We start from the raw sequence: 19,176 nt of genomic DNA on the forward strand, positions 1-19,176 counted from the left end.
TTTCGTCACAATGTCTGGATGAGCAAGGCATTCACGAAGGAAAACGACACCGCGCCCGGCGATGACGACGAGGACGGCCCGTCGCTGCCCGCGCTGCCCAAGGGCTCGCGCAACTACATGACGCCGGCCGGCTACGCGCGGCTGCGCGCGGAGTTCATGCAGCTGCTGGACGTCGAGCGGCCCAAGATCGTCGAGATCGTCTCGTGGGCCGCCAAGAACGGCGACCGCTCCGAGAATGGCGATTACCTCTACGGCAAGAAGCGCCTGCGCGAGATCGACCGGCGCCTGCGTTTCCTGACCAAGCGCCTGGACATCGCCGAGGTCGTCGATCCCAGCGCGCATCACGGCAGCGACCAGATCTTCTTCGGCGCGACCGTGACCTACGCCAACTCGAAGGGCGAGGAGAGGACCATCACGATCAAGGGCATCGACGAGTCGGACAGCCTGGCCGGCGAAGTGAGCTGGGTGTCGCCGATCGCGCGCACGCTGCTGAAGGCCCGCGAGGGCGACGAGCTGCAACTGGTCACGCCGGGCGGCGTGGAGTCGATCGAGGTGGTCGAGGTGAGCTACCCCAAGCCAGGGGGCTGATCAGGGCTTCACGCGCCAGACGCGCATCACCGCGCTCGAGCGCTTCAGCGTGCGCAGCGTGTCGGCCAGGTGCAGCCGGTCTCTGACCGCCAGCAGCAGCGTCATCTCGGCCGTCTCGCGCTGCTGCGAGTCGTCGCTCATGGCGATGTGGGTGATGTCGGCCTCCGCGCTGCTGACGGCCGTCGCGATCTGCGCCAGCACGCCCTTGCCGTTGCGCATCAGCACGCCGACCTCGGCCTCGAAGCTGCGCGACAGTTCCTCGCCCCAGCCGACCGCGATCCAGTGCTCGCTGTCGCGCTGGAAGAGCCGCCGTCCCACCGAGCACTCCGCCGTGTGGACGACCAGCCCCTCGCCCCGGCCCAGATAGCCCTTGATGTCGTCGCCCGGGATCGGTCGGCAGCAGGTGGCCAGGCGCACCGACGCCCCCTCGCTCCCGTCGATCAGCACCTGGCCCTGGGCCGGTGCGTCGTCGGTCGAGAAGCGGCCCATCGTGAGCAGCACCGCGTCCGGGCGCTGGCCCTGTTCGGACAGGGTGCGCGCCAGCTTCTTGGCGACGATGGTCGCGATCTTGCGGCCCAGGCCGATCTCGACCAGCAGTTCGTCGACGTTGCGGTTGCCCGCCCAGCGCGCCAGGTCCTGCCACAGCGCGGCGGCCGATTCGTCCTCGGCCTTCAGGCTGGGCAGCGCCAGTCCCTCGGCGCGCAGCGCCTGCGCGAGCATCTTGTGGCCGAGTTCGCGCGATTCCTCCTGCTCCAGGTTCTTCAGGAAGTGGCGGATCTTGGAGCGGGCCCGGCCGGTGCGCACGAAGCTCAGCCAGGCCGGATTCGGCCGCGCGCCGGCGGCGGTGACGATCTCGATCACGTCGCCGCTGCGCAGCTCGGTGCGCAGCGGCACCGGCTCGCCGTTGACCTTGGCCGCGACGCAGTGGTCGCCGACGTCCGAGTGGATCGCATAGGCGAAGTCCACCGGCGTCGCGCCCTTGGGCAGCGCCATGATCTTGGACTTGGGCGTGAACACGTAGACCGCGTCCGGGAACAGGTCGATCTTGACGTGCTCCAGGAACTCGGTCGCGTCGCGGGTCTCGTCCTGGATGTCCAGCAGCGACTGCAGCCAGCGCGAGCCCAGCTGCTGCGCGCCCTTGGCGTCGCCCTTGCTCTTGTAGAGCCAGTGCGCCGCGACGCCCTTCTCGGCGACCATGTGCATCGCCTCGGTCCGCATCTGGAATTCGACCGGCGTGCCCAGCGGGCTCACCAGCGTCGTGTGCAGCGACTGGTAGCCGTTGGGCTTGGGAATCGCGATGTAGTCCTTGAAGCGGCCCGGTTGCGGCTTGTACAGCTGGTGCAGCACGCCCAGCGACCAGTAGCACTGCGGCAGATCCTGGACGATCACGCGGAAGCCGAAGATGTCGCTGACCTGGGCGAAGCTCAGGTGTTTCTCGCGCATCTTCTTGTAGATGCTGAACAGCGTCTTCTCGCGGCCCTGGATCTCGACGCGCAGGCTGGCCTCGGCGAAGGCCTTCTGGACGTCGCGCTCGATGCGCGCGACCAGGTCGCGCCGATGGCCGCGCGCCTTCGTGACCGCCTTGGCCAGCGCCGCGTGGCGCCAGGGATGGATGTACTGGAACGAGAGCTCCTGCAGCTCGCGGTAGATCTCGTTGAGGCCGAGCCGGTGCGCGATCGGCGCGTAGATGTCCAGGGTCTCGCGGGCGATGCGGCGGCGCTTGTCGAAGGCCATGTGCTGCATCGTGCGCATGTTGTGCAGGCGGTCGGCCAGCTTGATCAGGATGACGCGCACGTCGCGCGCCATCGCCAGCAGCATCTTGCGGAAGCTCTCGGCCTGGGACTCCTCGCGGGTCGAGAACTGCAGCTTGTCCAGCTTGGTCAGGCCGTCGACCAGCTCGGCCGTCGGCGCCTCGAAGCGCTCGATCAACTCGGTCTTGGTGACGCCGCAGTCCTCCATCGCGTCGTGCATCAGCGCCGCCATGATGGCCTGCGCGTCCAGGCGCCAGTCCGCGCACAGGCCGGCGACGGCGATCGGATGGGTGATGTAGGGCTCCCCGCTGGCCCGGAACTGCCCCAGGTGCGCCTCGTCCGCGAACTTGTAGGCCTCGCGGATGCGCTTGACGTCGGCCTTGGGCAGGTAGTGCAGGCGATGGACGAGCGCGTCGAAGGACGAGGCCTCGGCGGCGGTGTCCGGCGCGGTGCGGGAACCGGCCAGCCCGGTCAGGCCGGGGATGTGAGCGGTGGCGAAGGAACGGAGACCCATGCGTGGCAATTTAACCGATGGCGACAGGGGTTTCCGGCAAGTGGAATTGCGGCGCGGGTCGCCCCTGGACGGTGCGATTGAGGGTTTTCACCTATCAAGAAGGTGCGAAAGGCGGCTGTCGGGGCCTAAAGTCCGGAGATCGCCCGCCGATAAACCGAACATGCCCAGGAAGGGCATCGGCTTGGATTCCGTTCCGAGCCCGGCGCCCGCTGGCCGGAACGTGCGGAAACCTCGCGGGAGGCTCGCCATGATTGCTGCCCTGAACAACACAACGACTTCAAATGGTCCCGGTGCGACCACCGGGCAGTCGGCACGCCTGCGCGATGCCGAGGTCTACGACGCCTCGACCGGCCAGCCGGCCGAGGCGTCCGCCGTGGTGAGCCTGTCGCCGCAGGCGGCCAACCTGGCCGCGGCGCCCCAACCGGCTCCGGCCGCGTCCGAGCCGGCTCCCGCGGCCACCGCGCCAGCTCCCGCCGCTTCTGTGCAAGCGCCCGCTGAGCCCGCGCCAGCGTCCGCTGCGCCAGCGCCCGCCGCATCGGCGCCGGCTCCTGCCGTTTCGCTGGCGCCGACGCCCGCTCCCGCGCTGACCGTGACGGCGCAATCGACCTCCTTCCAGCCCAGCAACGCGCTCGCCGCGGCGGTGGGGCAGTCGACGGTGGAGAAGTTCCCGCCGTCGGTGAGCCTGATTCCCAACCTGGTCTTCGCGGAAGCCGACCGGGACCAGAACGGCGTGGTGTCCCCGGCCGAGCGCCGCGCATATGACGTCGTCCATCCCAAGCTGGGTGAGCGGCCGGCGGATGTCCCGCCAAAGCGGGTCGTGGACGCCGAACTGCGCGAATACAACGCGATCGCCAACAAGCAGTTCTGACGCGCGGCTCCTCTGAAGCCTCGCCCGAACGCGGCGCCCCCATCGCCCGATGGGGGGATGCTTGCGGACTACCCCCCTTACGAGGGCCCACCTCAGTTGGGTAGGCATCGCGGCTTGCGTCGCGCAAAGTGACTCCATCGCGGCCCCTTCCGGGCCGCTCGCGCTCGGAGGCGCTGAAGGAGTCAGCCATGCATTTCGCCGAAGTCGACACCGGGGACTACCGCATCTATGCCGGCGCGATCGAGCGCCCGCGCCAGTTCGGCTACGTGGCGGCGGTGGTCGTCGTGCGGATGGGCGCGATCGAGTCGATGAACCGGCGCGAGGCCTTCCGCGACGAGAACCTGGCCGGCGGCTACGGCTGGGCGACGCCGGCCGAGGCGCTGCGCTTCGCGATCAGCGCCGGCAAGGAAGCGGTCATGTGCCGGATCGGGATGTACACATGAACGACGCGCTGTTCGAGGACTTTCTGCGGTCGCTGCCCCGCGTGAGCGCGGCGGCCGGCCAACAGCCCGGGGCGATTGCCGGCCCGCGAGCCGTGGCTCAAGCGGCCCATCCCGTGATTCGTCGCGTGGCCCCCCGGCCCGGCTTGGATCCCTCCGGCGCGGCCGCTATCGTGCGGGCATGTCGACCCCGGTCCTTCCCGCCAGCCCGCCCGAGACCGCGCGCCCCGCGCACCCGGCCTGGCACGGCTTCGTCTCCTACCTGACGCCGCAGCGGGTGCTGCTGGCGCTGGCGCTGGCCACCGTCTTCGCGCTCGCGCTGCAGCCGATCTTCATCACCCCCTTCCCCGTCCTGCTGGGGCGGACGATGTTCGTGGGCATGCTGGCGTTGCTGGCCTTCTCCGCAGCCGGGCAATGGCCGCGGCGGCTGCCGCGCTGGTGGGCGCGCTGGCTGTTCCAGGTGGTCGTCGTCGCGGCGGCCGTGCCGCTGGCGACGCTGGCGGTCTACATGGTGGCCGTGGGCGGCGACTTCTCCAGCTTCGTCGAATCGGAATCCCGCATGCTGGGCTTCCTCTGGATCGCCGGGTCCGGGCTGGTCGTGGGGCCGCTGCTGGCGATGGGGGCGCTCTACCGGCAGCGCGATGCCGAGGCTCGCAGCCAGGCGCTGAGCTTCGAACTCGAACGCAGCGAGCTCGAGCGCCAGGCGCTGGACGCCCGGCTGCGGCTGCTGCAGGCGCAGGTCGAGCCGCATTTCCTGTTCAACACGCTGGCCAACGTGCGGGCGCTGGTCGAGACCGGCTCCCCCCAGGCCGCGCCGGTGCTGCGCAGCCTGATCGCCTACCTGCGCGCCGCGATGCCGCGGCTGCAGGGGGACTCGACGACGCTGTCGGACGAACTGGCGCTGGTGCGCGCCTATCTGGAACTGATGCACCTGCGGATGCCGGACCGGCTGGATTTCTTCGTCGATGTGCCGCCGGAGCTCGCGAGCCTGCGTTTCCCGCCGATGGCGCTGCTGACGCTGGTCGAGAACGCGGTGCGCCACGGCATCGACCCGGGCGAGGAGGGCGGCCGCATCGAGGTCGGCGGCGCGCTGGACCAGGGTCAGGTGACGCTCTGGGTGAGCGACACCGGCGTCGGCATGACGCAGAGCATGGGCACCGGCACGGGCCTGCGCAACCTGCGCGAGCGGATGACGCTGTTCTACGGCCTCAGTGCCGGTCTGTCGCTGACCGAGAATTCCCCGCACGGCCTGCGGGCCGAACTGCGCTTCACGCCCCATTGAGAGGACTGCCTTGCCGACCGCCCCCACGGCGCTGATCGCCGACGACGAACCGCTGCTGCGCGACAGCCTCGAGCGCAGCCTCTCCCAGCTATGGCCGGAGCTGCGCGTCGTGGCGCAGGCGCGCAACGGCCGCGAGGCCGTGGAGATGTTCGAGGACCACCGCCCCGACATCGCCTTCCTCGACGTGCACATGCCGGGCCTGAACGGCATGGAGGCGGCGCGGCAGATCGCGCGCCAGGCCCATGTGGTCTTCGTCACCGCCTATGAGGAGTACGCGCTGCAGGCCTTCGAGCGCGGCGCCATCGACTACCTGGTCAAGCCGGTCGACGAGTCGCGGCTGGCCGACACGATCGAGCGCTTGAAGGAACGCATGAGGGAGCGCCTGGCCGAGCGTGCGCCGAGGGCCCCCGGCGCGCCCGGCCAGGCCGCGCTCGAAGCGGTGATCGATGAACTCGCGCGGCGCATGGCCCGGCCGCCGGGCGTGTCCACGCCGGCAGCGGGCGGCCTGGGCGCCGACACGGGTCCGCTGCAGTGGATCCGGGCGTCGGTGGGCTCGACGCTGAAGCTGATCCCGGTCGACGAGATCCTGTTCCTGCGTTCCGACGAGAAATACACCTTGGTCGTCACCGGCGACGGCGAGGCCTTGATCCGCACGCCGATCCGGGAACTGATCGAGCGCCTGGATCCGCAGCGCTTCGTGCAGGTCCACCGCTCGGTGGTCGTGAACCTGCATGCGATCAGCCACGTCACGCGCGGCCCCAACGAGACAGCGGACCTCCATCTGAAGGCCCGACCCGAGGTACTGCCGGTCAGCCGCAGTTACCTGCACCTGTTCCGGCAGATGTGAGCAGCGCTTCAGCGCTTGGGCTGAGCCTGTTCGAGCGGCTGCGGCGCCGCCGGCAGCGGCACGTTCTGCGCCTTGCCCTGCACGACGACCGGATCCAGCCGCCACAGTTGCACGCCCATGTTCACCATTTGCACCACCGCCATCACGGCGACCGCGATGACCGCGGCCATCAGCGCGGTATGCATCGCACCGTCGGAAAAGCGATGCAGCGTGTGTTCGTCATGGGCCGGCGTGGCGCCACGTCCGTGCATGCGCCAGTCGTGCCAGGCCTGAGAGAGTCGGGTGTCCATGGTCTCTGCTCCTCGTCGACAACCTGAATCAAGTCTAGGTGCCGGTTCGAAGCGCTTCCAGGGCGTCCGGACGTAAAAAAGCGCGGCTGATCCGCGCTTTTCCTCGCTCTGTCGCAAGCCCGGCCGCGAGTGGTCTGGGACCAGTCGCGACCAGCGCCCGCAGGCTCACCGGGTCAGCGGCTCGGTGCGCGTGTTCAGCCAGGCCAGCGCGTCCCCGTCGACCAGTGGCGCGAGACGGCGGCGCACTTCCGCGTGGTACGCGTTCAGCCACACGAGTTCTTCATCCGACAGCAACGCGATCGCGATGCAGCGGGTGTCGATCGGGCACAGCGTCAGCGTCTCGAAGGCCAGCATCTCGCCGAACTGCCCCTGTTCGGGGGTGTCGCGGGGGACGTTGAGCACCAGGTTCTCGATCCGGACCCCCCATTGGCCGGGGCGGTACAGACCCGGCTCGATCGAGGTGATCATGCCGGGCTCCATCGCCATGTTGGCGTCGGGCACGGCCTTGGAGATGCTCTGCGGGCCTTCGTGCACGTTCATGAAGTAGCCGACGCCATGACCGGTGCCGTGTCCATAGTCCAGGCCATGGGCCCACAGCGGCGCGCGGGCGAGGGCATCCAGCATCGGGCTCAGCGTGCCGCGCGGGAAGACCGCGCGCGACAGCGCGATCGTGCCCTTGAGCACCAGCGTGTAGTCGCGGCGATGGTCCTCGGTGATGGTGCCGATGGGCCAGACGCGGGTGATGTCGGTGGTGCCCCCCAGGTACTGCGCGCCGGAGTCGATCAGCAGCAGGCCGTCGCCCTGGATCTGCGCGAAAGCCTCCTCGGTGGCGCGGTAGTGCGGCATCGCGCCGTTGGCGTTGAAGCCGGCGATCGTCGAGAACGACAGGCCGACGAAGCCCGGGCGGCGGGCGCGCTCGGCGCTCAGCCGCTCGTCGATGGTGAGCTCGGAGATCGATTCGCCGCGCGCCATCGCCGCCTCGAACCAGGCGTAGAACGCGCACATCGCGGCGCCGTCCTGCTCCATGGCCTGGCGGATGAATTGCGCCTCGGCGGCGTTCTTGCGGCTCTTGAACAACGTGCTGGGGTTGATGGCCTCGACGACGGCCGCCGCCGCGGGCAGCGCCTCGCGCAGGCCCAGCGTCACGCGGCGCGGGTCGATCAGCACCTTGGCCGTGGCGGGCAGCGCGCCCAGCGCGGCGCGGGCCTCGGTGTAGGGGGCCAGGCGCACGCCGTCGGCGGCCAGCCGCTGCGCCAGCGCGGCGTCGATCTTGCCGGGCTGCACGAACAGCGTCGCGCCCTGCGCGTCCAGCAGCGCATGCGCCAGGAACACCGGGTTGTAGGTCACGTCCGAGCCGCGCAGGTTGAACAGCCAGGCGATGTCGTCGACGCTGGAGATCAGGTGATGCGACGCGCCCTGGCGCGCCATCGCCTCGCGGACCTGCTGGAGCTTGTCGGCGCGGCTCACGGTGGCCTGCGGCGCGGCATGCTCGTAGATCGGGGCGTCGGGCAGGCCGGGACGCTCCTCCCAGGCGTGGTCGATCAGATCGAGGCTGGTGTCGAGCTTCACGCCCTTGGCGCCGAGCGCCGCGCGCAGCTGCTGCGCCAGCGCCAGGCCGAGCACCTGGCCGTCGACGACCAGCGTCTGGCCGGGCTGCAGCGTGTCCGCCAGCCAACTGATGTGCTGCGTCGACGCGCCGGTGGGGATCTTGAAGAGGTTGATGCCGCTGCCCGCGAGCTCGCGCTCGGCCTGGGTCCAGTAGCGGCTGTCGGCGAAGAGTTGCGCGTCGTCCAGCGTGACGGCCAGCGTGCCCATCGAGCCGGTGAAGCCCGACAGCACTTCGCGCGCCTGCCAGCGGCGCGGCAGGTATTCGGAGAGATGGGGGTCGGCCGAGGGCACCAGGATGGCGTGGGCGCCGGCGTTGCGCAGCGCGTCGCGCAGCTTGGCGATGCGCAGCTTGATCTGGGAGAGACGGGTGTCCATGGGAGAGCCTCGGCGGGTTGGCGGGCAAAGACAAGGGGGCCGCCGGATGGGCGGCCCGCGTCGAAGCCAGCGATTGTGTCAGAGCTCGGTGCGCAGCGCCCACAGCTCGGGGAACAGCACGACGTCGAGCATCTTGCGCAGATAGCTGACGCCGCCGGTGCCGCCGGTGCCGCGCTTGAAGCCGATGACGCGCTCCACGGTGGTGACATGGCGGAATCGCCAGAGGCGGAAGGCGTCCTCCAGGTCCACCAGTTCCTCGCCCATCTGGTACAGGTCCCAGTGCTCCTTGGGATGGCGATAGACCTCCAGCCAGGCGGCCTTGACGCCCTCGTCCGCGGCGTAGGGCTGCGTCCAGTCGCGTTCCAGGCGCGCGGCCGGCACGTCGATGCCGCGGCGCTTCATCAAGCGCAGCACCTCGTCGTACAGCGAGGGCGCCTGATAGGCCGAGGTCACCTCGGCCAGCAGGTCCGCGCGATGCGCATGGGGCTTGAGCATCGCGGCGTTCTTGTTGCCGAGCATGAACTCGATGCGCCGGTACTGCGCGCTCTGGAAGCCGCTGCTGTTCGACAGATAGGGCCGGATGGCCGAGTACTCCGGCGGCGTCATCGTGCCCAGCACGTCCCACGCGTGCACCAGCTGCTCCATGATGCGCGAGACCCGCGCGAGCATCTTGAAGGCCTCGGGCAACTGGTCGGCCGCGACGTGGGCGACGGCGCCCTGCAGCTCATGCAGCATCAGCTTCATCCACAGCTCCGAGGTCTGGTGCTGGATGATGAAGAGCATCTCGTTGTGGTCGGGCGAGAGCGGATGCTGCGCGCTGAGCACCTTGTCCAGGTGCAGGTAGTCCCCGTAGCTCATGTCCTTGGAGAAGTCGAGCTGCGCGCCTTCCTCGCGGACGATCGCTTCGCCGCCCGGCGCCGGCGTGTCGCCCGCACCGCTTCCCGTGACGGCGCCGGTGCCGTGTCCCATCGGGCAGCTCATGTCACCGCCGCCTTGGTGTTGAAGCGGGCCTCGCGCCATTCGCCGCTGGCCAGCACCTGATGCAGATGCTCGACCGCATCCCACACGTCGGCGAAGCCGATGTACAGCGGCGTGAAGCCGAAACGCAGGATGTGCGGCACCTGGTCCAACCGCGCCGCATCGCCGGCGCGGAAGTCGCCGACCACACCGCGCTCGATCAGTGCCTGCACGACGGCGTAGCCGGCCTCATGCAGCGGCGCCTTCAGCGCCAGGCAGACCTGGCTGCCGCGCATCGCGGCCTCGCGCGGCGAGACGACGTAGACGCCCTGGGCGCCGCAGCGTTCCTCGGCCAGGCGCGCGAAGAGCTCGGTCAGCGCGATCGATTTCTCGCGCAGCGCCGCCATGCCGCCGAAGGGCTCGGCCGCGAGCAGCGTGTCCACGCCGCATTCGAGCGCGGCGGTCGACAGGATCGCCGGCGTGCCGCAGATGTAGCGCTTGATGCCGGCGGCGGGCGCGTAGTTCGACGTGAACTGGAACGGCGCCGCATGGCCCAGCCAGCCCGACAGCGGCTGCCAGAAGCGGTCCGCGTGGCGCGGGTGGGCCCAGACGAAGGCCGGTGCGCCGGGGCCGCCGTTGAGGTATTTGTAGCCGCAGCCGATGGCGAAGTCCGCGTCGGCGCCATTCAGATCAACCGGGATCGCGCCGGCGGAGTGCGCCAGGTCCCACACGGTGAGCGCGCCCGCGGCGTGCGCCGCCGCGGTGACCGCCTTCATGTCGTGCTTGCGGCCGGTGCGGTAGTTGACCTCGGTGAGCATCAGCACAGCCAGGCGTTCGTCGAGCAGGCCGGGGATCTCATCGACGTGATCGACCAGATGCAGCGTCATGCCGTGCTGCTCGGCCAGGCTCTCGGCGATGTAGAGGTCGGTGGGGAAGTTGCTGCGCTCGGACACGATCAGCGTGCGGCGGCCGCTGGTGTCGTCGCTCCTGACGATGCGCAGCGCGGCGGTCAGCACCTTGTAGAGGTTGAGCGAGGTGGAGTCCGCGACGATGGTCTCGCCGGGCCGGGCACCGATCAGCCGGCCGATCTTGTCGCCGATGCGCGCGGGCAGGTCCATCCAGCCGGCGGTGTTCCAGCTCTTGATCAGGTCGCGGCCCCACTCGTCGGCGATGACCTGCTGCACGCGGGCGGCGGTCGCCTTGGGCATCGCGCCGAGCGAATTGCCATCGAGATACAGCGTGCCCGCAGGCAGCGAGAACTGGTCCTTCAACGGCGCCAGCGGATCGGCGGCGTCCAGGGCCAGGCAGTCTTGTCTTGTCGTCATGGGCGTTCCAGACAGAGCGATGAATGGGAAAGGGAGGGAAGAGAGAGGAATGCGAGAAAGCGAGAAAGAGAGGGGAATGAGGGTCTGTGTTTCAGAGCGAGCGCAGCACCGCGCGCACCGGAGATGCGCAGGCGCCGGCCAGCTTGAGCGGCAGTGCGATCAACTCGTAGTCGCCTTCGGGCACCTCGTCGAGCACGAGGTTCTCCAGCACGCGCAGGTCCAGGCGCAGCAGGCGCTGATGGCTGTCCAGCGTCTTGCTGCTGGCGGGATCGACCGACGGCGTGTCCAGGCCGATCAGTTTGACGCCGCGCGCCGCGAGCCACTCGACGGTCTCCGGCGCATAGGCGCTGAACTCGGGATTCCAGACCGTGTCGGCGCGCTCGTTGCAGCGCACCAGCACGCGCGGCGGCAGCTCATGCGCGGCGTGCTGGAGGTGCTCGACGTGGATCAGCGGGCCACAGCCGATCGCATGGATCACGCGGCAAGGGCCGAGGTAGGGATCGAGCGCGACCTCGGCCGCGCTCGCAACGCCATCGGCGTAATGCAGTGGTGCATCGGCATGCGCGCCGACATGCGGTGACATCGTGATCGCGCTCAGGTTCACCGGGCATTGCGGCGACAGGCGCGCGGTCCACGTCAGCGCGTAGGGTTCATCGCCGGGAAAGATCGGCGCGTCGGGCGCCACCACCGGCGAGATGTCCCACAGCGTGCGCTGCGGGTGGGGACTCGTTGACTTCATCTGCTGCTCCTGCCGGTCCTCGGGACGGCGGCGCGCACGTTAGCGCCGGGCCGGTGGCCGTGGTGTCGGTTAATTCCAACAAGGCCGGATCGTTTCCGCAAGCCGCCCGGCCTCGCGATGCCGATGGGCTCAGGGTTATCCAGATCGTTGACACCTCAACTATCAATGCCTAAAGTGCTCCCGTCAAGCAGTCATCGGCCGGCGCGAGCGGGCCTCGGGAAACATGCGCATCACCTGCATCGGCGGCGGTCCCGCCGGCCTGTACTTCGCGCTGCTGATGAAGCGGCAGGACCCGGCCCATCACGTCACGGTGCTGGAGCGCAACCGCGCCGGCGACACCTTCGGCTGGGGCGTCGTGTTCTCCGACCAGACGCTGGCCGCGCTGCGCGAGGCCGACCCGAAGACGGCCGAGCAGATCCTGCAGTCCTTCAATCACTGGGACGACATCGCCGTGCACATCGGCGGCCGCACCATGGTGTCTGGGGGACACGGCTTCTGCGGCATCGGCCGCCGCAAGCTGCTGGACATCCTGCGCGCGCGCTGCGAGGAACTGGGCGTCGAGATCCGCTACGAGACCGACGTCACCGACGACGCCGGCATCGACGCCGACCTGATCATCGCGGCCGATGGTCTCAACAGCCGGCTGCGCCAGAAGTACACCGGGACCTATCAGCCCGACATCGACCTGCGCCACTGCCGCTTCGTCTGGCTGGGCACGACCCAGCTCTTCGACGCCTTCACCTTCGACTTCCAGCAGACCGAGTGGGGCTGGTTCCAGGCGCATGCGTACCGCTTCGACGAGACGCATTCGACCTTCATCGTCGAGACCCCCGAGCAGGTCTGGAAGGCCGCCGGCCTGGAGGACATGAGCAAGGAGGAAGGCATCGCCTTCTGCGAGCGGCTCTTCGCCAAGGTGCTGGACGGCCATCCGCTGATCTCCAACGCGGCGCACCTGCGCGGCTCCGCGCAGTGGATCCGTTTCCCGCGCGTGGTCTGCAAGCGCTGGGTGCATCACAACGGCCGCGCGCCGGTGGTGCTGATGGGGGACGCGGCGCACACGGCGCATTTCTCGATCGGCTCGGGCACCAAGCTCGCGCTCGAGGACGCGATCGCGCTGGCCAGGGACATCGCCCGCCACGGCGGTGGCGTCGAGAGCCTGTCTTTGGCGCTGGACGAGTACGAAGCCACGCGCTCGATCGAGGTGCTGCGCATCCAGAACGCGGCGCGCAACTCCACCGAATGGTTCGAGAACGTCGAGCGCCACGCGCGCCTGGCGCCGGAGCAGTTCGCGTATTCGCTGCTGACGCGCTCGCAGCGGATCTCGCACGAGAACCTGCGGCTGCGCGACGCGCGCTACGTCGGCGAGTACGAGGGCTGGCTGGCGCGGCGCGCGGGCCTGGATCGCGCCGCGCCACCGATGTTCACGCCGTTCACGCTGCGCGGCGTGACCTTGAAGAACCGGGTCGTCGTGTCGCCGATGGCGCAGTACTCGTGCGAGGACGGCCAGCCCGCCGACTACCACCTGACGCACCTGGGCGCCCGCGCGATGGGCGGCGCGGGGCTGGTGTTCGTCGAGATGACCTGCGTGTCGCCCGACGCGCGCATCACGCCGGGGTGTCCCGGGCTGTGGAACGACGCGCAGCGCGACGGCTGGGCGCGCATCGTCGATCACGTGCATCGCCGCTCCACCGCGAAGATCGCGATGCAGCTGGGCCACGCCGGCGCGAAGGGCTCGACCCGCGTCGCCTGGGAGGGCATCGACCAGCCGCTGGCGGAGGGGAACTGGCCGCTGATCTCGGCCTCGCCGCAGCAGTACCTGGAGGGCGTGAGCCAGTGGTCGCGCGCGATGACGCGCGAGGACATGGACCGCGTGACGGCCGACTTCGTCGCCGCCACGCGCCGCGCGGCGCAGGCCGGCTTCGACTGGCTCGAACTGCATTGCGCGCACGGCTATCTGCTGTCGAGCTTCCTGTCGCCGCTGACCAATCAGCGCACCGACGACTACGGCGGTCCGCTGGAGAACCGGCTGCGCTATCCGCTGGAGGTCTTCAGCGCGATGCGCGCGGCGTGGCCGCGGGACAAGCCGATGTCGGTGCGGATTTCCGCCAGCGACTGGGTGGCCGGCGGCACGACGGTCGATGACGCGGTCGCGATGGCCGAGGCCTTCAAGGCCGCGGGCGCCGATCTGATCGACGTGTCCTCGGGCCAGGTCAGCAAGCGCGAGAAGCCCGTCTACGGCCGCATGTGGCAGACACCGTTCAGCGAGAGCGTGCGCAACCGCGCCGGCATCGCGACGATCGCGGTGGGCGCGATCTCGGAGGCCGACCATGTCAACAGCATCATCGCGGCCGGCCGGGCGGACCTGTGCGCGATCGCGCGGCCGCATCTGGCCAATCCGGCCTGGACGCTGACCGAGGCGGCGCGCATCGGCTACCTGTCGGGCCCGGGCCTGGACTGGCCGGTGCAGTACCTGTCCGGCAAGAGCCAGATGGAACGCGACTTCGAGCGCCAGCGCGCGATGGGCGGCGGCGCCGCGGCGCAGGAACAGGCCAACCGGGCGCTTGGCGTCTGAGCGGCGGAGGAACGCATCGATGAGCGGCAAGTACCCCCTCGAAGGCCTGCACGCGGTGGTGACCGGCGGCGGCTCCGGCATCGGCGCCGCGATCGCGCAGGCGCTGATCGCCGACGGCGCGCGCGTCACGCTGATGGGACGGCGCCTGGACACACTGAAGGCGCAGCGGGACCGGCTCAGCGTCGACGGCGGGCCGTCGATCGGGCTGCAGGTCTGCGACGTCGCCGACGAGGCCGCCGTGAGGCAGGCTTTCGCCGCCGCGGTCGCTGAGGCGGGACCGGTCGACCTGCTCGTCAACAACGCCGGCCAGGTCGAAACGGCGCCGCTGGGCAAGACCTCGCTGGAGACCTGGCGGCGGCTGCTCGACGTGAATCTCACCGGCAGCTTCCTGTGCAGCCGCGAGGTGCTGCCGGCGATGAGCGAACGCCGTTTCGGCCGCATCGTGAATGTCGCGAGTACCGCCGCGCTGAAGGGTTACGCCTATGTCGCGGCCTACTGCGCGGCCAAGCATGGCGTGCTTGGCCTGACGCGCGCGCTGGCGCTGGAGACGGCGCGCAAGGGGGTGACCGTCAACGCGGTCTGTCCGGGCTACACCGAGACCGACATCGTCGCCAGTGCCATCGACACGATCGTCGCCAAGACCGGCCGCACGCCTCAGGAGGCGCGCGCCGAGCTGGCGTCCGTCAATCCGCAGGGGCGGCTCGTCGACCCGGCGGAGGTCGCGTCGACGGTCGCATGGCTGGCGCGGCGCGACAGCGGCGCCATCACGGGCCAGGCCATCGCGGTCGCCGGCGGGGAGGTGATGTGAGCCTCGACGCAGACCAGGACCTGGGCCCCGACCTCGAGTCGCGGCTGCAGGACGGCGATCACCAGGCGCTGCGCGTGTGGCTGCGGCTGCTCTCATGCACGACGCGCATCGAGGACCAGATCCGCCAGCGCCTGCGCAGCGATTTCGGCACGACGCTGCCGCGCTTCGACCTGCTGGCGCAGCTCGAGCGCAGTCCCGACGGGATGACGATGCGCGAGTTGTCGCAACGGCTGATGGTGACCGGCGGCAATGTCACCGGCATCACCGATCAATTGGAGGCCGAGGGACTCGTCGTGCGCGAGCCGCATCCGTCGGATCGCCGCAGCGTGACGGTGCGGCTGACGCCGGCGGGCCGCCGGCAGTTCAAGCGCATGGCGGCCACGCACGAGGGCTGGATCGTCGAGCTGCTGGCCGGCTGGTCGCCCGAGCAGAAGACCGCGGTGAGCGAGCTGCTGGCGGGGCTCAAGGGCCACCTCGCCCAGCTCGACGCCGCCCGCAAGTGAATCCGTTTCCAAGCAGTCCCCCGATCAAGGAGTTCCGATGGACAGCCATCTCATCACCGGCAACCGGCGCAGCCTCGAAGGCTTCGCGCCGCGCCACTTCAGCTGGCGCCAGGACGGCGCGGTCGGCGTCATCACGCTGAACCGGCCCGAGCGCAAGAACCCGCTGACCTTCGAGTCCTATGCCGAGCTGCGCGACCTGTTCCGCACGCTGGCCTGCGTCGACGAGGTGAACGCCATCGTGGTGCAGGGCGCGGGCGGCAACTTCTGCTCCGGCGGTGACGTGCACGAGATCATCGGCCCGCTGACCCGGATGGCGATGCCGGACCTGCTCGCGTTCACGCGCATGACCGGCGACCTGGTCAAGGCGATGCGCGCCTGCCCGCAGCCGGTGATCGCGGCGGTGGACGGCGTCTGCGCCGGCGCGGGCGCCATCATGGCGATGGCCTCGGACCTGCGCGTGGGCACCGCGCGCAGCAAGACCGCCTTCCTGTTCACCCGCGTCGGGCTGGCCGGCTGCGACATGGGGGCCTGCGCGCTGCTGCCGCGCATCGTCGGCCAGGGCCGCGCGTCGGACCTGCTCTACACCGGGCGCAGCCTGGGCGGCGAGGAAGCGCATCAATGGGGCTTCTTCAACCGTCTGGCGGAGCCGCACGCGCTCGAGGCCGAGGCCGTGACCTGGGCGGCGGAGATCGCCGCCGGTCCCAACTTCGCGCATGCGATGACCAAGCGCATGCTGCATCAGGAGTGGACGATGGGCGTGGACGAGGCCATCGAGGCCGAGGCGCAGGCCCAGGCGATCTGCATGATGACGCAGGACTTCCACCGCGCGTACCACGCGTTCGTCGCGAAGCAGCGCCCCGAGTTCAAGGGCGATTGAACATGGCCATCAACCAGTTGAAGCATCTGGACTGGCCCTTCTTCGAGGACCGGCATCGGGCGCTCGCGAGCGACCTGGACGCGTGGTGCGCCAAGCACCTCGCCCAGGGCGCGGTCGATCACGAGGACGTGGACGCGCGCTGCAAGGTGCTGGTGAAGGCGCTCGGCGATGGCGGCTGGCTGACGCATGCGGTCGCCGGCGAGGGCGAGGTGATCGACACACGCGCCATCTGCCTGCTGCGCGAGACGCTGGCGCGGTACGACGGTCTGGCGGACTTCGCCTTCGCGATGCAGGGCTTGGGATCGGGCGCGATCTCGCTGATGGGCACGCCGGCGCAGCGCCAGGCCTATCTGCCGCGCGTCGCGCGCGGCCAGGCGCTGGCGGCATTCGCGCTCTCCGAGCCGGAGGCGGGCTCGGATGTCGCGGCGATGCAGTGCGCGGCGCGCGAGGACGGCGACCACTACCGGCTCGACGGGCAGAAAACCTGGATCTCGAACGGCGGCATCGCGGACTTCTACGTGGTGTTTGCCCGCACTGGCGAAGCGCCCGGCGCCCGCGGCATCAGCGCCTTCATCGTCGACGCGGGACTTCCGGGATTCGACATCGCCGAGCGCATCGACGTGATCGCGCCGCACCCGCTGGCGACGCTGCGATTCACGAATTGCCGCGTGCCGAAGTCGGCGATGGTCGGCGCGCCGGGCGAAGGCTTCAAGGTGGCGATGCGCACGCTGGATGTGTTCCGCACCTCGGTTGCCGCGGCGGCGCTGGGCTTCGCCCGTCGCGCGCTGGAGGAAGGGCTGTTGCAGTCGAAGGCGCGCGCGATGTTCGGGGCGACGCTGGCGGACCTGCCGCTGACGCAGGCCAAGCTGGCCGACATGGCCTGCACCGTCGACAGCAGCGCGCTGCTGGTGTACCGCGCGGCCTGGGAGCGCGATCAAGGCCGCACCATCACCCGCGAGGCCGCAATGGCCAAGCTGATGGCCACGGAAGGCGCGCAGCGCGTCATCGACGCGGCGGTGCAACTGCATGGCGGGCGCGGTGTGCGGCGCGGCGAGATCGTCGAGTCGCTATACCGCGAGATCCGCGCGCTGCGCATCTATGAAGGGGCCAGCGAGGTCCAGCAGCTGATCATCGGACGAGACCTGTTGAAGAACGGATAAGGACTTGCTCATGCACCGCAGCGCCCACCAGGACACCTTCGCCCGCGACAACCTCCCGCCGCCGGACCAGTGGCCGGCGCTGGTCTTCGACCTGCCGTCGCTGCGATTCCCGGAGCGGATGAACTGCGCGCATGAGCTGCTGGATCGCTGGGTCGAGGCGGGGCAGGGCGATCGCCCATGCGTGATCGGGAGCGGCGGAAGCGATGGAAGCGGCGGAAGCCGCGGGGAAGTGTGCTGGACCTACGCCGAGCTGCAGGCGCAGGCCAACCGCATCGCCCAGGTGCTGGTGAACGAGATGGGCGTGGTGCCCGGCAATCGCGTGCTGCTGCGCGGCGCCAACACGCCGCAGATGGTGGCCTGCTGGTTCGCGGTGATGAAGGCTGGCGCGATCGCGGTCGCGACGATGCCGCTGCTGCGCGCGAAGGAGCTGGGCCAGGTCATCGAGAAGGCGCGCATCTCGCATGCGCTGTGCGACGCGGCGCTGGCCGGGGAGCTGGAGACGGCGCGGGCGCGGTTCCCGGTGCTGGAGCGGGTCTGCCTGTTCCGCAGCGAGGCGGCCGATGGCCTGGAGCCCTTGGCCGGGCGTCAATCCGATCGTTTCGACAACGTCGACACCGCGTCCGACGATTGCGCGTTGATCGCGTTCACCTCCGGCACCACCGGCCAGCCCAAGGGCACGATGCACTTCCATCGCGACGTGATCGCGATCTGCCGCTGCTGGCCGGAGCACTGCCTGCGCGCGAACGCCGGCGACGTGTTCATCGGCAGTCCGCCGCTGGCCTTCACCTTCGGGCTGGGCGGGCTGGTGCTGTTCCCCTTGAGCGTGGGCGCATCGACGGTGCTGTTGGAGAAGGCCTCGCCGGACGCGCTGCTGCCGGCGATCGCGAAGCATCGCGCGACGGTGTGTTTCACCGCGCCGACGTCCTATCGCGCGATGGCGGCGCAGGCGGCTTCTCACGACCTCTCGTCGCTGCGCAAGTGCGTCAGCGCCGGCGAGGCGCTGCCCGCCGCCACGCGCCAGTTGTGGAAGGACACGACCGGCCTGCAACTGATCGACGGCATCGGCGCGACCGAGATGCTGCACATCTTCATCTCGCACACCGAGGAGACCGCGCGGCCCGGCGCGACCGGCAAGGCGGTTCCGGGTTACCGCGCGCGAGTCGTGGACGACGAGGGGCGCGACGTGCCGCCAGGGCAGGTGGGCAAGCTCGCGGTGCAAGGGCCGACCGGCTGCCGCTACCTGGCCGACGACCGCCAGCTGAAGTACGTGAAGCAGGGCTGGAACCTGACCGGCGATGCCTATCTCATCGATGCCGACGGCTATTTCGTCTATCAGGCGCGCACCGACGACATGATCATCTCCGGCGGCTACAACATCGCCGGCCCGGAGGTCGAGTCCGCGCTGCTCGCGCATCCGGCGGTGGCGGAGTGCGCCGTCATCGGCGTGCCGGACGACGAGCGCGGCCAACTGGTGAAGGCCTTCGTCGTGCTGAAGCCGGACGCGGCCGGCGCCGGCGACGAGGCGGCGCTGGTCAAGGCGATGCAGGACTTCGTCAAGGCGACGATCGCCCCGTACAAGTACCCCCGTGCGATAGAGTTCCGCGCCAGCCTGCCCCGGACCGAGACCGGCAAGCTGCAGCGCTTCCGTCTGCGTGAGCAGTAACCGCAGCCT

At 69.9% G+C, this 19,176-nt stretch carries 17 protein-coding genes; 11 read left to right on the forward strand and 6 right to left on the reverse strand.

Annotated elements, in window-relative coordinates; genetic code table 11:
- The first annotated feature begins 18 nt into the window (after positions 1–18).
- Positions 19–588, forward strand: a complete 570-nt coding sequence (gene greB, locus ABDW61_RS07860; RefSeq protein WP_343637882.1) for a transcription elongation factor GreB — start codon at positions 19–21, stop codon at positions 586–588.
- Here the strand turns inward: greB and ABDW61_RS07865 are convergent, their stop codons facing one another.
- Positions 589–2,853, reverse strand: a complete 2,265-nt coding sequence (locus tag ABDW61_RS07865; protein WP_343637883.1) for a bifunctional (p)ppGpp synthetase/guanosine-3',5'-bis(diphosphate) 3'-pyrophosphohydrolase — start codon at positions 2,851–2,853, stop codon at positions 589–591.
- A 247-nt stretch (positions 2,854–3,100) separates the two neighbouring features.
- Here ABDW61_RS07865 and ABDW61_RS07870 point away from each other — a divergent pair, with 247 nt between their 5' ends.
- From ABDW61_RS07870 to ABDW61_RS07885, 4 genes are all read left to right on the forward strand, one after another.
- A complete protein-coding gene (locus ABDW61_RS07870) occupies positions 3,101–3,721 on the forward strand; it encodes a hypothetical protein (RefSeq protein WP_343637884.1) in 621 nt (206 codons plus the stop codon).
- Between the two features lie 188 nt (positions 3,722–3,909).
- The gene (locus ABDW61_RS07875; protein WP_343637885.1) at positions 3,910–4,164 is read left to right on the forward strand and encodes a hypothetical protein; all 255 of its coding nucleotides are present in this window, start codon (positions 3,910–3,912) and stop codon (positions 4,162–4,164) included.
- Positions 4,165–4,342: 178 nt separating this feature from the next.
- The gene (locus tag ABDW61_RS07880; RefSeq protein WP_343637886.1) at positions 4,343–5,443 is read left to right on the forward strand and encodes a histidine kinase; all 1,101 of its coding nucleotides are present in this window, start codon (positions 4,343–4,345) and stop codon (positions 5,441–5,443) included.
- Between the two features lie 10 nt (positions 5,444–5,453).
- Entirely contained in the window at positions 5,454–6,290 is an 837-nt protein-coding gene (locus ABDW61_RS07885) for a LytTR family DNA-binding domain-containing protein (protein ID WP_343637887.1), read from the forward strand.
- A gap of 8 nt (positions 6,291–6,298) precedes the next feature.
- Here ABDW61_RS07885 and ABDW61_RS07890 read toward each other — a convergent pair whose 3' ends face one another.
- The 5 genes from ABDW61_RS07890 to kynB form a co-directional block, all read right to left on the reverse strand.
- Positions 6,299–6,580, reverse strand: a complete 282-nt coding sequence (locus tag ABDW61_RS07890) for a hypothetical protein (protein ID WP_343637888.1) — start codon at positions 6,578–6,580, stop codon at positions 6,299–6,301.
- Between the two features lie 165 nt (positions 6,581–6,745).
- Positions 6,746–8,563, reverse strand: coding sequence for an aminopeptidase P family protein (locus ABDW61_RS07895; protein WP_343637889.1), 1,818 nt, complete (start codon positions 8,561–8,563; stop codon positions 6,746–6,748).
- A gap of 78 nt (positions 8,564–8,641) precedes the next feature.
- Positions 8,642–9,544 carry a tryptophan 2,3-dioxygenase gene (kynA, locus tag ABDW61_RS07900; protein ID WP_343637890.1) on the reverse strand — a complete coding sequence of 301 codons (903 nt, stop codon included), beginning with the start codon at positions 9,542–9,544 and terminating at the stop codon, positions 8,642–8,644.
- Positions 9,541–10,845: a kynureninase gene (gene kynU, locus ABDW61_RS07905; RefSeq protein ID WP_343637891.1), complete on the reverse strand. Its 1,305-nt coding sequence runs from the start codon at positions 10,843–10,845 to the stop codon at positions 9,541–9,543. The genes kynA and kynU overlap by 4 nt, the downstream gene beginning before the upstream one ends.
- Positions 10,846–10,936: 91 nt before the next feature.
- Entirely contained in the window at positions 10,937–11,584 is a 648-nt protein-coding gene (gene kynB / locus ABDW61_RS07910) for an arylformamidase (protein ID WP_343637892.1), read from the reverse strand.
- A gap of 223 nt (positions 11,585–11,807) precedes the next feature.
- Between kynB and ABDW61_RS07915 the strand changes: the two genes are divergently transcribed.
- The 6 genes from ABDW61_RS07915 to ABDW61_RS07940 are packed head-to-tail and all read left to right on the forward strand — an operon-like array spanning position 11,808 to position 19,167.
- Positions 11,808–14,156 carry a bifunctional salicylyl-CoA 5-hydroxylase/oxidoreductase gene (locus ABDW61_RS07915; protein WP_343637893.1) on the forward strand — a complete coding sequence of 783 codons (2,349 nt, stop codon included), beginning with the start codon at positions 11,808–11,810 and terminating at the stop codon, positions 14,154–14,156.
- A gap of 19 nt (positions 14,157–14,175) precedes the next feature.
- Entirely contained in the window at positions 14,176–14,964 is a 789-nt protein-coding gene (locus ABDW61_RS07920) for an SDR family NAD(P)-dependent oxidoreductase (protein WP_343637894.1), read from the forward strand.
- Positions 14,961–15,467, forward strand: coding sequence for a MarR family transcriptional regulator (locus tag ABDW61_RS07925; RefSeq protein WP_343637895.1), 507 nt, complete (start codon positions 14,961–14,963; stop codon positions 15,465–15,467). The genes ABDW61_RS07920 and ABDW61_RS07925 overlap by 4 nt, the downstream gene beginning before the upstream one ends.
- A 37-nt stretch (positions 15,468–15,504) precedes the next feature.
- The gene (locus tag ABDW61_RS07930; protein WP_343637896.1) at positions 15,505–16,344 is read left to right on the forward strand and encodes an enoyl-CoA hydratase family protein; all 840 of its coding nucleotides are present in this window, start codon (positions 15,505–15,507) and stop codon (positions 16,342–16,344) included.
- A 2-nt stretch (positions 16,345–16,346) separates the two neighbouring features.
- Complete coding sequence (locus tag ABDW61_RS07935) at positions 16,347–17,504, forward strand: acyl-CoA dehydrogenase family protein (protein ID WP_343637897.1); 1,158 nt, start codon at positions 16,347–16,349, stop codon at positions 17,502–17,504.
- A 10-nt stretch (positions 17,505–17,514) separates the two neighbouring features.
- Positions 17,515–19,167, forward strand: coding sequence for an AMP-binding protein (locus ABDW61_RS07940; RefSeq protein WP_343637898.1), 1,653 nt, complete (start codon positions 17,515–17,517; stop codon positions 19,165–19,167).
- The last annotated feature ends 9 nt before the right edge of the window (positions 19,168–19,176 follow it).

It is taken from the genome of Roseateles sp., assembly GCF_039595595.1.
Classification (GTDB): Bacteria; Pseudomonadota; Gammaproteobacteria; order Burkholderiales; family Burkholderiaceae_C; genus Roseateles.